The organism is Myxococcus sp. AB056, assembly GCF_006547365.1.
In the GTDB taxonomy this organism is placed as follows: domain Bacteria; phylum Myxococcota; class Myxococcia; order Myxococcales; family Myxococcaceae; genus Myxococcus; species Myxococcus virescens.
On sequence record NZ_VHLB01000049.1, the window covers coordinates 1 to 14,209 of the forward strand.

Below are 14,209 nucleotides of genomic sequence, written 5' to 3' on the forward strand. Positions count from 1 at the left end.
GGGTTGGTGGGCCTCGCCACGCGGTGGCCGGGCGGTGGATCGCCCCAATTGCCTGGATCCTCCGACACGCCACCCGACCGGGTCGCAGCCGGTCCTGCTGCGGCGGGTTGCCCCCGGAAAGTCCCGGCACCCGGCGCGCGTTGCCCCCTGCCGTCGTCAGCCATGTTCATGGTCCCCCTGGCCTATTGGCGCTTGCTGTGCTCGTTGAAGAACTCGAGGTTGGCTCCAGCCTGGGCATAGGCGTCATGCACGAGGCCCATGAACCCATCCTCACCGAAGGCACTCCGGCACGACGCTTCCGCGACATCGAGCAGCATGGGGAATCCCCGCTCGGGTCGGAGGATGCTGTCCGCCATGGCGACTCGCGCCGCGAGGTGGACGTGGTCGCGATGCGCATAGAATGAGCGGGGAGGGGTTCGGTCGGATGCGCGAAACACACCGGAGATGACTTCGGGGCAGCATTCCTGCACGAACCTCGCCGCGAAGTTCTGGCTGCGGTCCCCGTACTTCCATTGCTCGATGACCCGCCTCCCAAAGCGCTCGAGCGTTTCGAAGATGACGTACTCGCCAGCCTGGAGCGCATGACCGATGGTCAGGATGCCCCGCTCATCGAGGGTGCTCGGAACGAACACGAACTTCTTCTGCTGGAGGATGAGACGCCTGAGCACATTGATGGATTCGCGCAGGAGGCTCATGTAGCCCGAGCCCGTAATCAGTTCGTAAGCGCATGGATTGCCATGCCCGATACGCCACTCCGCTTCGGACTTGTCCACGAGCACGGCCCGTTCGGCGTAGGTCTTGATACCGCGACGCGCCAGTTTGGAAAGCGACCTCTCGTTAGGACTGGCCGACCTGTCCATCCGCTGGTTGATGCACGCGAGTGCCTCTTGAACTGGATTCGAACGCTGGTCCGACATCTCCTTCCGGAACAGCCGCTGAGAAAATGTTCCGCTCGTCCCTCCGTAACCCACCGCGGCGATTCCAATCTGGGTGATTCCGATTGGAAGGCTCTCGTGGCTCGTCGAGATGCTGTTGACGGCCTCCACCTTCCCGGAGAAGAGCAGGCTCTGATGGACCGTGGCCAATTCTTCGGGCGTGGCCCTGTAGACCCCAGCCTCCTTGGCACCACCACGAGAGTTCGCGGAGATTTTCGGAAGGACTTGTTGCCGGATGATCTTCTTCACGACGCCCTCCTTGTCCACGGCACTGGCGATTTCCTTTCGGAACCGCGCCATGACGCTTGCCAGGTCGAGCCCCTGCGACCATGTGTCGAGGTTGAGCGTCGTCAGCAGATCCTCTCCAAACGCATCGAAGAAGTCGTCGTCACCGACGAGGTCCGCTCCGTCTTCGGCGTGAAAACCACCCGCCATGCCTAGCTCCTGTCTTCGCCAAGAAATTCGATGATGGAGAATCGCTGGGCGCGCTCCTGTCGCATGAGCGCGCGGGCATGGTCCCTGGCCTTGTCTTCAGGGAGACCGAAGCGGCGGGCCACCCGCAGGACGCCGTCTTCTCCTGGGGTGATACGGAGCATCCGCCGCACGAGCTCTGCTGGCGCGAGGAACTCGAGCGCCAGCCGGTCGGCACGGCGTTCGGCTTCCGCAATGGCTCCGGAGGCCAGGTGCCCGGATGGGGTCCTGTCCATGAGCTTGACCTGGACGCCCAGTGGGACCTGCCCGAAAACCGAGGACAGTCTTTCCTCCAGGCTTGGGTTTCGCTTTCCGTCGAGGACGGGGAGGATTCCTTCTCCGAAGTAGCGCAGGGCTCGCTCGCGGGGAATCACATGGTCGAGCACGAAGTGCGCGACCTCATGTGCCACGGTGAAGCGCTGTTCATCCTCCGAGTCACCCGTGTCGTGGAAGAGCAGGGCGCTCCCTTTCCAGGCGACCATGCACCCGTAGATTTCCCGGTGGGTGTCGGAGATGGGGTGCGGAACCTTCCGCTTCGATGTCCACGCCGCCACGTGCGCTGTCGTGAGCCTGGGGATGGGCACCGTCTCCACGGACAGTTGGTAGGGGGCCTCTACGGCCAGGTCGCGTGGATAGGAGGTGCACTCCTGGAGCCCACTGATGGCCATGGCCTCATCCAGCCAACGACCCATCATGGAGTCTCCTCATCGTCACGAATGCGGTCCCTCGCCGCGATTTGGATGCGACTGGCGCCGGTCACCGCCTCGCCTTCGTTATCGGAGGTCAGGGCGTCGATGACCTCGACGTGTCGAAGCACTCGGACCAGGACTCGCTCGTTGACCGCGAAGCGCTGAGCGACCGCGATGGTCTGCCTGGCAAAAGAAGCGCCAACGGGACGTCGGCAGAGGGACAGCCAGTGAAGCGCTTCCAGCGAGCAACCCAGTTCGTTCGCGAGGTCCGTGGTGGTGATGCCTTCAATCGCGCGGTAACGCTCGAACGCATGGCCAAGCATCCAGGCTTTCTCTGTGCTCCGCCTGGCCGCAGTCTCAAGCCAATCAGGATTCGTCACCGAAAACCTCCCTTCCAAAGCGCACCAGCCACTTCATGATGCGGTCACGGTTGCGCTTCACTTCGCGCTGGATGTCGACTGCGGGGAGCGCCCCCAGGCCGAGGACCTCGGCGAACCGCTGGGTCGACCGTTCTCCCTGGAGCATGAGTCCGAGGAACGCGCGGTCCACCTGGGACAGGTCGGATTGTTCGATGCGTTCCACGACGCGCTTCACCTCCGCGGATTGCTCCAAACAGTCTTTCGGAGACCTCCCCAGAAGTTCGAAAAGGAGGCCGAATTTTTCTTCGCGCGCCTGGCGCCTCGTCGCCGAGCGCTGCCAGTCAGTGACGGTGTTCTTCGCGGATTGCGCCAGGTAGGAGAACAGGCGACCTCGCTGCGGATCAAAGCGCTCGGGGGCTTCGAGGTAGTCGAGCAACACGTCGATGGCGGCGTCCCGGGCCATTTCGTGGGTGCATCCTCGGGCGTACTTCACGGCCGCGATGATGGGGTCGACGAAGACCGCAAACGCGTCCACGTTCGCCACCGACTCTCGCTGGAGGATGCGCGCATGCAATGCGACGTCCTCGTCTCGTGTTGGAATTCCCATCCTGACTCCTCATCGGAAGTTTCCGTGGACGCGCTCGATACGTGCGCGCATGTGATCCTTCGGAGCCGCACTGGTGAGTTCGACGGAAACATGCATCTGCGCCACCCAAATGGTTCCTGGCAGGCGCGCCGCGTGTCTGTACCTCCCGGGTGGTATGTTCATGGACGGTAATGCAGACAGTGGAGTCAATGCACCTGGGCTCCATGCGTTGGCGTGGGCGAGTCAGGTTTGCCAACGGCGCAGGTCGTCGCGGACTCGGCGTCTGCGAAGACACCCTGCTTCAGTGTCTGATGTTGTGATGCACTGCGTGGTCTCCTGCATTCCAGCCGGAGAGGAGCGGGGGCTTCGCGAGACACGGACTGTTCAGGAGTTCCGGCGCGCGTTGCCCATACCACCCAGGTGGTAAAGACAGACCCATCCCTCAACTGCACACTTCGGGGCGGATGCTGAACTTGTCCGATGCAACCCAGGGCGGCTCGGGGGGACGTTCCGGGAGCGCGGCCGACGCGGGGAGCGCCGTCAGGCGCGGCAGCGCGTTCCTTCGGGAGACGGGGCAGGGGGCTGCCCGGTTCCGGACGCGGGTGCTGCCGGGGCGTGGTGCTGGAGCCGGGCGGCCTGGAACAGGAGGCCGCCCGGCGTTCGGCGTTCGGCGTGAGGTGGAGGTGCGATCCATCCCCACCTTGGTGACGCGGCTCAGCAGCCCAGGTTGCCGCCAGGGCTCACGCCGAGCATGTTGGTGAAGTGCTGATAGTTGTTGATGCGGCTCTGCACCTGGCCCGGGTTGCCACCGTTGCACTCCAGCGAGCCATTGATGGTGCGGATGGTCTCACCGAAGCCATAGCCGTCGACCATGGCGCGGTGCGCGGACATGGTTCCGGCGCCGGCCTGCGTGGTCCAGAACCAGAACGCGGAGCGCCACGCGGCGTTGGCGTCCTGGGCCAGCAGGTCCGGGTTGGTGTGAAGCGGCAGCCCCAGCGCGGCGCCGGCGGCGCAGTAGTTGCCATTCCAGGACAACTGGATGGGCCCACGTCCGTAGTACTTCTTGCCCGCGACGCAGTAGCAGCCCGGTGGACCCCATGAGCCGCAGTAGTCACCGCGATTGATTTCCTCCACGTACACGTAGTTGCCCGTCTCATGGGCTGTGTTGGCGAAGAAGGCCGCCACCTCGCGCTTGCGCGTCTCCAGTGAGCCCGTGTTGGCGAAGGCCGGGAAGGTGTTCGCGGCGGCGATGAGGCTGCTGTACGTGTAGAAGGGGTTCCGGTTCGGGAACATGGCGTTGAACGTGGACTCGCTCAGGATGGCGGCCAGCCCCGTGCCGGGGTTGCCACCGCCCCCGTCGATGCGGTCGAGCGTCCAGCGCTGATTCGTGCGCTGCTCGTAGGGGTACTGCACCAGCTCCGTGCCGTTGGCCGTGTTGCCCCAGTACACGTCAATGGCCATGTCCGTGTGACGCGCGCGGATGCTGAACTCGCTGCCCACTTCCTTCACGAAGCGGAACTGCTGGTTCGCTCCGCCCCCGTAACTCCATTGGTGGACCAGCGCGTTCGGCGCGGTGCTCACCTCCTTGATGTCGAGCGCCTTGTTGCTGTTCACGTTGATGATGCTGAAGTAGCCCCCGGACGTGGGCGTGACGCGGAAGCGCTGCGCATTCGTGCCGTTGCAATCCCATTGCTGCACCTTGGCGCCGTCCGCCGTGCTCGACGAGGCGACGTCGATGCACTTGTTCGTCATCACCGAGCGGATGACGTAGGTGCCTTCGGTGATGGTGTCGACAATGGCGGCGCCTTCCACCTGGCCCACCGGTTCGAGGGCGGCGGGCACTGGCTCGGCGTCGCCACAGCCTCCCAGGGCGCTCAGGCCCCCACAGATTCCCAGCAGGGCCAGACTGCGTGACACGAACTTGCCGGACATGCTTGTGCTCCTTGCGGTCGAGGGTTTCTCGGGCGCGCCGCGCCTGGGGCGGGCGGAGGCCTTGGCTCCGGGGGCCGGAGCCGCAAGGACTGTATGGCAGTCGGTAAAACAGGAATAACCTGACGGCGCCGCCGGGCGCGAAGCGTTGACCAGCGGACGCGCCGCGGCGGCTCAGGCTTGCTGTTGCGCCGCGGGGATACCCTGGGGCAGCAGCGCGTCTGGGAGCTCGTCTTCCACGCCGCGCACGCGTGGGGAGGACGCGGTCAGCACGACGCAGCCCGCCAGCAGGAGGCCCAGGACGACGTAGAGCAGGGCGATGCCTCGACCCGGGCCGGTGCCCAGCACCTGGCCGAAGGTGTTGGCCAGGGCGCCGTCCGGCGCCATCCAGGGGTCGAAGACCTTGTCCGTCAACGGGCCCGCGAGCAGTGCGGCGATGGGCGGGGCGACCAGCGCGAGCATCCGGCGCGTGGCGAACACCCGTCCCTGGATGGCGGGAGGCACCTTGCTCTGCCAGATGGCCTGCGAGCAGCCCATGGCCACCGGCGCGGTGAACATGAACACGAAGGCGGCGCAGGCGACGACGAACACGCTGGCGGGGAGCGCCGCGGCCAGCAAGGCCACGCCCGCGACGAGCTCCGCGCCCAGCACGCCCCGGATGCGACGCTTCGGGCCGCCCCAGACGCCCATGGTGATTCCACCCGCCACCATGCCGACGCCGGAGCAGGACACCACCAGGCCCAGCGTCGTCGGGTCCGTGAAGCTCAACACCAGCGGGGTGATGAGCACCGTCACCAGCACGGTGATCAGGTTGACGGCGGAGCTGAAGCCCAGCAGTCCGAGCAGACCGGTGCGCTCGCGGATGAAGCGCCAGCCCAGCGCGATGTCCGTCCACAGCGACTTCCTGGCCTCGGTCCGCGCGGCGTCTGGTTCGGGCTGGGGGATGCGCACACTCAGCAGCGTGGCCACGGCGAAGAGGAAGGTCGCCATGTCGATGAGCAGCACGCCTTGCAAGCCGATGCGCACCACCAGCACGCCCGCCAGCGCGGGGCCCAGGAGCTGGCCCGCGCTCATGGCCAGTTCCACCATGCCGTTGGCCCGGCCCAGGTTCTGCTTGGAGACCAGCAGGGGCGTGGTCGTGGAGAAGGCCAGGACGCGGAAGGTGCTGAAGGCGGCGCTCATCGCCAGGGGGGGATAGAAGTGCCAGTTTTGAAGGGGCCACAGCCCGGCGCGGTCCGCCGCGACAAGACACCACATCAACCCGATGGCTGTCATCGCGCCCAGGTCCGCCAGCAGCATCACCCGCTGACGGTTGCTGCGGTCCACCATGGAGCCCGCGACGGGCGCGAGCAGCACCATCGGGAGGAACCCGAAGAACGACGCCAGCGAGTACTCCGTGACGGAGTCGCTGTTTTGGTAGACGTAGACACCTACCGAGAACTGGGTGAGGCCCGTCCCCAGCGATGAGATGAGCTGACCCAGCCAGATGAGACTGAAGACCCGGGCAGGGTTCGTGACGACGTTCCTGCTTGAGAATGCCATGCCGTCAGCGGGCCTTCCGCGGGCGTGCGCCGCTCGGTGTCAGATGCATGGCTAGAGTCTTCGTGAGCAAGGCCAGGACGTCTACCTGGATACCACGTTCTTTTTATCAGGAACCGCTATCGCTGTAATAATCGTTCTTATCGTTTATATGGACAAGCAGGCAATGTCGGTGGCACAAGCTGCGCTGTATCAAGGGGGCGGGCTCAAGCGAGGTCCGAGCGTGCTTCCTCTTCCGGGTGAAGCGGCATGTTGGCTCGGGGGGCCTTGGCCGGAAGATGTTTGCCGGGAGGTTCTCCGTGCTCAGCCGGATGTCGTGGCCGCGTGTCAACCCGGGCCGTGTCCAGCGCAGGAGAAGACATGACCGAGCACATCGAGCCGCGAGCTCACCGTTTCCCCACCCTGGTGGACGTGTTGTGTCAACGCGCCGAGTCCCAAGGCGACGCGCTGTTGTATCGCTTCCTGGAGACGGGAGACGTGGACGGCCCGGTGGAGGAGTGGACCTACCGGCGGCTGGATTCACGGGCGCGGTCGCTGGGGGCTCGGCTGCGTGCCCTGGGGGCGCAGGGGGAGCGGGCGCTGCTGCTCTACCCGCCCGGCCTGGAGTTCGTCGCGGGCTTCATGGGCTGTCTGTATGGCGGCGTCATCGCCGTGCCGTGTTACCCGCCGGACCCCACGCGGTTGGATCGAACGCTGCCGCGCCTTCGCGCCATCGCCCGGGACTGTGGCGCGCGCTACGTGCTGACGACGAGCACCATCCAGGAGATGGCGGAGTTCCTCACGCCGCAGGCTCCCGAGCTGGCTGAATTGCAGTGGATTGCCAGTGACGCGGTGCCGGAAGCCGAGGCCGCGGACTGGAAGCGCCCGGACCTGACGTCCGAGTCGCTGGCCTTCCTGCAATACACGTCGGGTTCCACGGGCAACCCGAAGGGCGTCAAGGTCAGCCACGCCAACATCCTCCACAACGAGTCGTTGATTACGCGTGACTTCGGGTTGCAGGCGGAGCGCTCGGTGGGCGTGGGCTGGTTGCCCATGTTCCATGACATGGGGCTCATCGGAAAGGTGTTGCAGCCGCTCTACCTGGGCTTCCCGTGCGTGCTGATGTCGCCCATCGCGTTCCTTCAGCGGCCCTTGCGCTGGCTGGAGGCCGTCTCTCATTTCAAGGGGACGTGCAGTGGTGGACCCAACTTCGCGTACGACCTGTGCGCGCGAAAGGCCCGCGCCGAAGACGTGGCCCGTCTGGATTTGAGCCACTGGGACCTGGCCTTCAACGGCGCGGAGCCCGTGCGGCGCGAGACGATGGAGCGCTTCGCGGAGACGTTCGCGCCCGCTGGCTTCCGGCGCGAGGCCTTCTATCCCTGCTATGGCCTGGCAGAGGCGACGCTCATCGTCAGCGGCGGCGTGAAGGGAACGCCTTGTGTGCAGGAGCGCTACGACACCGGCTCGCTGGAGCTGGGGCGCGCGAAGCCCGCGTCCGACGCGGCGGAGGGGCCCACGGCGCGCACGCTGGTGTCCTCCGGTCAAGGCGCGCCGGACCAGCGGCTGCTCATCGTGGACCCGGAGACGCGGATGCCTCGGGCCTCGAACGAGGTGGGTGAGGTCTGGGTCGCTGGCCCCAGCGTGGCGGGTGGGTATTGGGATCGTCCGGAGGAGACGGCGCATGCCTTCGGCGCGCGGCTCGCCAACGGAGAGGGGCCCTTCCTCCGCACCGGTGACCTGGCCTTCCTGTCGCCGGAGGGCGAGCTCTTCATCACCGGCCGTCTCAAGGATCTGCTCATCGTCCGGGGCCGGAACCTGTATCCGCAGGACCTGGAGATGACCGCGGAGCGCGCGCACCGCGCGGTGCGTCCCGGTTGCAGCGCCGCCTTCTCCGTGGACGTGGAGGGGGAGGAGCGGCTGGTGGTGGTCTCCGAGGTCGACGTGCGCGAAGGCTTCGACGGCGCGGCGGTGGTGGGCGCGCTGCGCCGCGCGCTGGCCGATGAGCACCAGGTGCATGCGCACACGGTGGTGCTGCTCCAGGCCCGGAGCATTCCGAAGACGTCGAGCGGGAAGATTCAGCGCCGCGCCTGTCGTGATGGCTTCCTGGCGGGCTCGCTGGAGGTGGTGGAGGTGTCGGGCGAGGAGGCCGCTCCGGTGCCGGAGGCCGTGCCTTCCACGCCGTCCGCGCCCCTGCGTGAGCGCCTGGCCCTGGCGTCCGAGGAGGCCCGTCCGGCGCTGCTGGTGGACTTCCTCCGCGTGGAGGCCGCGCGGGTGCTGCGCACGGCGCTCGCGTCCCTGGCGACGGAGACGTCGCTGGCCAGCCTGGGGCTCGATTCGCTGATGGCGCTGGAGCTGCACGGCCGGCTGGAAGAGGAACTCGGTGTGTCGCTGCCCGTGGCCTTCCTCTGGCAGCACCCGACGCTGGGGGCCGCCGCCGCGCACCTGGTGGACGCGTGGAAAGGCTCCGCTGCGCCCGCCGCGCCGCCGCTGAAGGCCGGCGCGCTGGATGGCGAGCTGCCGCTGTCTCCCGGTCAGCAGCGCCTGTGGTTCCTGGACCGGCTGGTGCCGGAGAGCGCGCTGTACAACGTCCACTTCCAGCTCCGGCTCTCCGGGGCGCTGGACGTGCCCGCGCTGGAGCGTGCGCTGCAAGGGCTCCTGTCGCGTCACGCGGTACTGCGCGCGGCCTTCCCCGAAGTGGAGGGCCAGCCGCGCCAGCTCCTGCCGCCCGTGCGTCCGCTGGACGTGGCCCGCGAGGACCTGCGGGCGCTGTCGCCCGCCGAGCGTGACGCGCGGCTGAATCAGCTGGCCCGGGCCCAGGGCGAGGCCCCATTCAATCTCTCAGAGGGCCTGCTGGTGCGCGCGGCGCTGGTGGCGCTGGAGGACCAGGAGCACGTGCTCCTTATGACCCAGCACCACATCGTCACCGATGGCTGGTCCATTGGCGTCCTGGCCCGGGAGCTGGCCGCGCTGTACCGCGCGGAGGTGGCTGGCGCCGCCGCGTCGCTGGGCGCGCCCGCCTTGCAGTACGTGGACTACGCGCGTTGGCAGCGCGGGCTGGGCGGCGCGCTGGACGGGCAGCGTGCCTACTGGGCGCGGAAGCTGGAGAACCTGCCGCGCCTGGAGTTGCCCACGGACTTCCCGCGTCCCCGGGAGCCGGGCTTCCGCGGCGCGCTCCACCGTTTCGCGCTGCCGGCCGAACTGGTGGATTCGCTCAAGGCGGTGGGCCGGAGCGAGGGCTGCACCTTCTTCGTCACGCTGGCGGCGGCCTGGGCGGCGCTGCTGCACCGCTATAGCGGTCAGGACGACTTCGGCCTGGGCACCATCTTCGCGCAGCGGGACCGGGCCGAGCTGCGCGACGTGGTGGGGTTCTTCGCCAGCACGCTGGTGCTCCGCGCGGACGTGTCGGGTGCGCCCCGTTTCCGTGAGCTGCTGGGCCGCATGCGGCACACGTTCCACGAGGCCCTGGCGCACGCGGACCTGCCCTTCGAGGAAGTGGTGGGCGCGTCGCGCGCGGTCCGTGGCGGCGACAACCCGCTGTTCCAGGCGAACCTGGTGTTGGAGAGCCTGCCGCCGGTGGACATGGACGTGCCGGGCATGCATTGGCGTCCGGTGCTGCCCGTGCCGGACGGCGCGGTGGAGGGCACGGCGAAGTTCGACCTGCAGCTCGCCGTCGTGGAGACGCCGCGAGGGCTGGAGGGCGCGCTGGAGTACCGCTCGGACCTCTTCTCGGCGGAGACGATGGCGCGGCTCGCGGGACACCTGGAGGCGTTGCTGAGGGGCATCGTCGCTGCTCCGGACGCGCGAGTGGAGGACCTGCCGCTGCTCGACGAGGCGGAGCGCCGTTCACTGCTGGAGCGCTGGAACGACTTCACGGCGCCGCTCTCCCAGGACCCTTCGCACTGCATTCACGCGCAGTTCCGTGAGCAGGCCGCCCGCACGCCCGACGCGGTGGCGGTGGTCGCCGAGGACGGGACGCTCACCTACGCGGAGCTGGCGCGCCGTGCGTCCGCGCTGGCCTTGCACCTGAGAGGCCTGGGCGTGGGCCCCGAGGTGCGCGTGGGCCTGTGCGCCGAGCGTTCGGTGGAGATGGTGGCGGGGATGCTCGGCATCCTCGAGGCGGGCGGCGCCTACGTGCCCCTGGACCCGGACTATCCCCGCGAGCGGCTCACGTACATGCTGGAGGACTCGGGCGCGCGCGTGCTCGTCACGCAGTCCCATCTGGCGGGGACGCTGCCCGTGGCCGGCCTGCACACCGTGCTGCTGGATACGGCGGAGCCCTACGCGGCGACGCCGGCGTCACCGCTGGCCCTGGGGACCACGCCGGACAACGCGGCGTATGTCATCTACACGTCGGGCTCCACGGGACGGCCCAAGGGCGTGGTGGTGCCGCACGGGGGCGTGGCCAACTTCTTCGCCGCCATGGACGTGCGCGTGGGCCACTCGCCCGCGGGCGCCTGGTTGGCCGTCACCAGCATCTCCTTCGACATCTCCGTCCTGGAGTTGCTGTGGACGCTCACCCGCGGCTTCAAGGTGGTGGTGCAAGGGGAGGGGGCCTCACTCAAGGCGCCCGCTCGCGCCGCGGGGGCCCGGAAGCGCCCCATGGACTTCAGCCTGTTCTACTTCGCGGATGACGCGGAGGTGTCGCGCGGGGAGAGCAGCTACCGGCTGTTGCTGGAGGGCGCGAAGTTCGCGGACACCCACGGCTTCGCGGCGGTGTGGACGCCGGAGCGCCACTTCCACGCCTTCGGCGGCCTGTACCCCAATCCCTCCGTGGTGGGCGCGGCTGTCGCCACCGCGACGAAGCGCGTGGCCATCCGCGCGGGCAGCGTGGTGCTGCCCCTTCACCATCCCGTGCGCGTGGCGGAGGAGTGGTCCCTGGTGGACAACCTGTCCGGCGGGCGCGTGGGCATCTCCGTCGCTTCCGGCTGGCACGCCAATGACTTCGTCTTCGCGCCGGAGAAATACGAGAAGCGCCGCGAGCTGATGATGGAAGGCATCGACACCGTGCGCCGGCTGTGGCGCGGGGAGACGGTGCGCTTCCCGGGCGGCGGCGGCGCGCAGGTGGATGTGAAGCTGCGCCCCCGTCCCGTGCAGGCGGAGCTGCCTGTGTGGCTCACCGCCGCGGGAAACCCGGAGACGTTCATCACCGCGGGCCGGCTGGGGTGCAACATCCTCACGCACCTGCTGGGGCAGACGTGGGAGGACCTGGAGAAGAAGCTGTCTCTCTACCGTCAGGCCTGGCGCGACGCGGGCCACGCGGGCGAGGGCCACGTCACCCTCATGCTGCACACCTTCATCGGCGAGGACATGGCGAAGGTGCGCGAGGTGGTGGAGCAGCCCTTCCGCAACTACCTCAAGAGCTCGGCCGACCTGATGCGGGGCCTGGGGAGCACGCTGGGCATCGACATGGATTCGGCCACGGAGGCGGACCTGGACCGGCTCGCCGGCCATGCCTTTGACCGCTACTTCGAGACGAGCGGCCTGTTCGGCACGCCGCGTTCGGTGCGCGAGCGCGTCGGGCAGCTCCAGGCCCTGGGCGTGGACGAGGTGGGCTGCCTCATCGACTTCGGCATTCCCGCCGACACGGTGCTGGCCAGCCTGCCGCTGCTGGACGAGGTGCGGCAGCGCTGCGTGCGGGACAGCCGCCGCGCGGGCACGGCGAAGACGATTCCCGAGCAGCTCCGCGAGCACGGCGTGACGCACCTGCAGTGCACGCCGTCCCTGGCGCGCGCGCTGCTGTCCGAGCCCGAGTCCGTCGAGGCGCTGGGAGGCCTGCAACGGCTGCTGGTGGGCGGCGAGGCCCTTCCGGGCGCGTTGGCCGCGTCCCTGCGCAAGGCGTTGCCGGAGTCCGCCGAGCTGCTCAACATGTACGGCCCCACGGAGACGACCATCTGGTCCTCCACGGCGCGCGTGGCCCCGGAGGAGACGGCGGCCGTCGTCTCCATCGGCACGCCGCTGCTGCGCACGTGCTTGTACGTCCTGGACGCACGACTGCAGCCGGCGCCGGTGGGCGTGGCGGGTGAGCTGTACATCGGCGGCGCGGGCGTGGTGCGTGGCTACCTGGGCCGGCCCGAGCTGACGGCGGAGCGCTTCATTCCGGATGCCTGGGCCCGTGAGCCCGGGGCCCGGCTGTACCGCACGGGGGACCGCGCACGGTGGCGGCCCGACGGCACCATGGAGTTCCTCGGCCGCGTGGACCACCAGCTCAAGGTGCGCGGCTTCCGCATCGAGGCAGGGGAAATCGAGGCGGCGCTCACCGCCCAGCCCTCTGTGCGCGAGTCGGTGGTGGTGGCGCGCGAGGATGTGCCCGGCGACGTGCGGCTCGTGGCCTACGTGGTGCCCGCGCAGGGCGCCACCGTGGAGGTGTCCGCGCTGCGCGACGCCCTGGCTCAGCGGTTGCCGGAGCACATGGTTCCGTCGCTCGTCATGGAGCTGCCGGCGCTCCCGCTGACGCCCAATGGCAAGGTGGACCGCAAGGCCCTGCCCGCGCCGAACGTGGTGCGCTCCGCGAAAGCGGCCTTCGTGGCGCCGCAGGGGCAGCTGGAGGAGCAGATTGCCCAGGTGTGGCGCAGCGTCCTCCGTGTGGAGGAGGTGGGCGTGCACGACAACTTCTTCGACCTGGGCGGCCACTCGCTCCTGATGGTGCAGGTGCACACCCAGCTCAAGTCGGTGCTGGGACAGGACCTGCCCCTGCTGAAGCTGCTGGAGCACCCCACCATCAGCACCCTGGCGCGTTTCGCGCGGCAGGGGCCCGCGGCGGCGCAGTCCCAGGTGGAAGCCGCGCAGGACCGGGCCAAGCGGCAGTTGGAGAGCCTCAAGCGTCAGCGTCAGCGCGCCAGGAAGTAGCGACGCGGGGCGCGTGCGGGCTACGCGCGCGTTTCCTCCAGCGCCTGCCGGATGGCGCGTGCCACCGGCGAGGCGTCGTCCTCCGGGCCCTGAACCGCGAAGGGCGTGCGGGACAGGAGCGGCGGCTGGGCCATGAAGCGCGGCCGGGTTCCCTGGTGCGGCTGGGCGGCATGGACCAGGAAGGGGTGGCACAGGTACACGGTGCCGGCCTCTCCCGTGGCGAGCGCGAGCGGCCGGTGGGCCGACACATCCAACTTCCCGGCGAGCTCCATGAACGTCAACCCCGCGTCTCCCGCAGGGGCCAACACGCGGGCGACGTCCCGGTGGGAGCCTACGCGGATGCGGGTGGGGGCGTCGTCCTCGCCCACGTCGGAGCAGAGGAAGAGCATCAGCAGGGCGCGGCCTTTCGACGCCACATTCACCCGCCAGGAGAAAAATGAACTCGGGTCGTCACCTGGGAAGCTGGCATCGACATGCCAGCCGTCGTCTCCAGGTGCGTCCGGGCTGGGAAAGCGCACGGGGAAGGTGCCCAGGCTGCCGCGAGGGAGCCAGCGTCCGGGGCCCACCAACTGGTCGAACGCGCCTCGCAGCCGGGGCGTGTTCGCCGCCAGCCGGAAGGGCTCCTGCGCATAGTCCCCGAGCCGGATGACTGGCTGCTTCCAGGTGGCCGGATTGTCCGGGGCACAGCCCGTGTCGCGCCAGAGCAGCTCGCGGCACGCGTCCGCCAGCTCGCGGGGAAACGCCTGGTCCAGCCGGACGAATCCACGCTCGATGAACTGCTCCACGTCGCTTGGGGAAAGTTCCATTCGGTTTGCCTCCTCGTGGTCTGGGGCTCGTCGCCCGCAGCGCGGCACTGTATTGATTTATCATAAGAAT

At 68.5% G+C, this 14,209-nt stretch carries 8 protein-coding genes; 1 reads left to right on the forward strand and 7 read right to left on the reverse strand.

Features of this window, described 5'->3' with window-relative positions; genetic code table 11:
- Positions 1-182: 182 nt before the first annotated feature.
- The 6 genes from FMP39_RS21370 to FMP39_RS21395 form a co-directional block, all read right to left on the reverse strand.
- Positions 183-1,370: a hypothetical protein gene (locus FMP39_RS21370; protein WP_141592143.1), complete on the reverse strand. Its 1,188-nt coding sequence runs from the start codon at positions 1,368-1,370 to the stop codon at positions 183-185.
- 2 nt (positions 1,371-1,372) lie between these two features.
- A complete protein-coding gene (locus FMP39_RS21375; protein ID WP_141592144.1) occupies positions 1,373-2,101 on the reverse strand; it encodes an ImmA/IrrE family metallo-endopeptidase in 729 nt (242 codons plus the stop codon).
- Positions 2,098-2,475: a hypothetical protein gene (locus FMP39_RS21380; protein ID WP_228558189.1), complete on the reverse strand. Its 378-nt coding sequence runs from the start codon at positions 2,473-2,475 to the stop codon at positions 2,098-2,100. The genes FMP39_RS21375 and FMP39_RS21380 overlap by 4 nt, the downstream gene beginning before the upstream one ends.
- Positions 2,462-2,998 carry an RNA polymerase sigma factor gene (locus tag FMP39_RS21385; protein ID WP_228558190.1) on the reverse strand — a complete coding sequence of 179 codons (537 nt, stop codon included), beginning with the start codon at positions 2,996-2,998 and terminating at the stop codon, positions 2,462-2,464. Before FMP39_RS21385 ends, FMP39_RS21380 begins: the two co-directional genes overlap by 14 nt.
- Positions 2,999-3,754: 756 nt before the next feature.
- Positions 3,755-4,972, reverse strand: a complete 1,218-nt coding sequence (locus FMP39_RS21390) for a glycoside hydrolase family 19 protein (RefSeq protein WP_141592146.1) — start codon at positions 4,970-4,972, stop codon at positions 3,755-3,757.
- 171 nt (positions 4,973-5,143) lie between these two features.
- On the reverse strand, positions 5,144-6,511 hold the full coding sequence (locus tag FMP39_RS21395; RefSeq protein ID WP_141592147.1) for an MFS transporter: 1,368 nt from the start codon (positions 6,509-6,511) through the stop codon (positions 5,144-5,146).
- A 357-nt stretch (positions 6,512-6,868) separates the two neighbouring features.
- Between FMP39_RS21395 and FMP39_RS21400 the strand changes: the two genes are divergently transcribed.
- Entirely contained in the window at positions 6,869-13,333 is a 6,465-nt protein-coding gene (locus FMP39_RS21400; protein WP_141592148.1) for a MupA/Atu3671 family FMN-dependent luciferase-like monooxygenase, read from the forward strand.
- Between the two features lie 20 nt (positions 13,334-13,353).
- On the opposite strand, the gene FMP39_RS21405 is transcribed toward FMP39_RS21400, so the two are convergent.
- Positions 13,354-14,139, reverse strand: coding sequence for a phytanoyl-CoA dioxygenase family protein (locus tag FMP39_RS21405; protein WP_141592149.1), 786 nt, complete (start codon positions 14,137-14,139; stop codon positions 13,354-13,356).
- Positions 14,140-14,209: the final 70 nt, after the last annotated feature.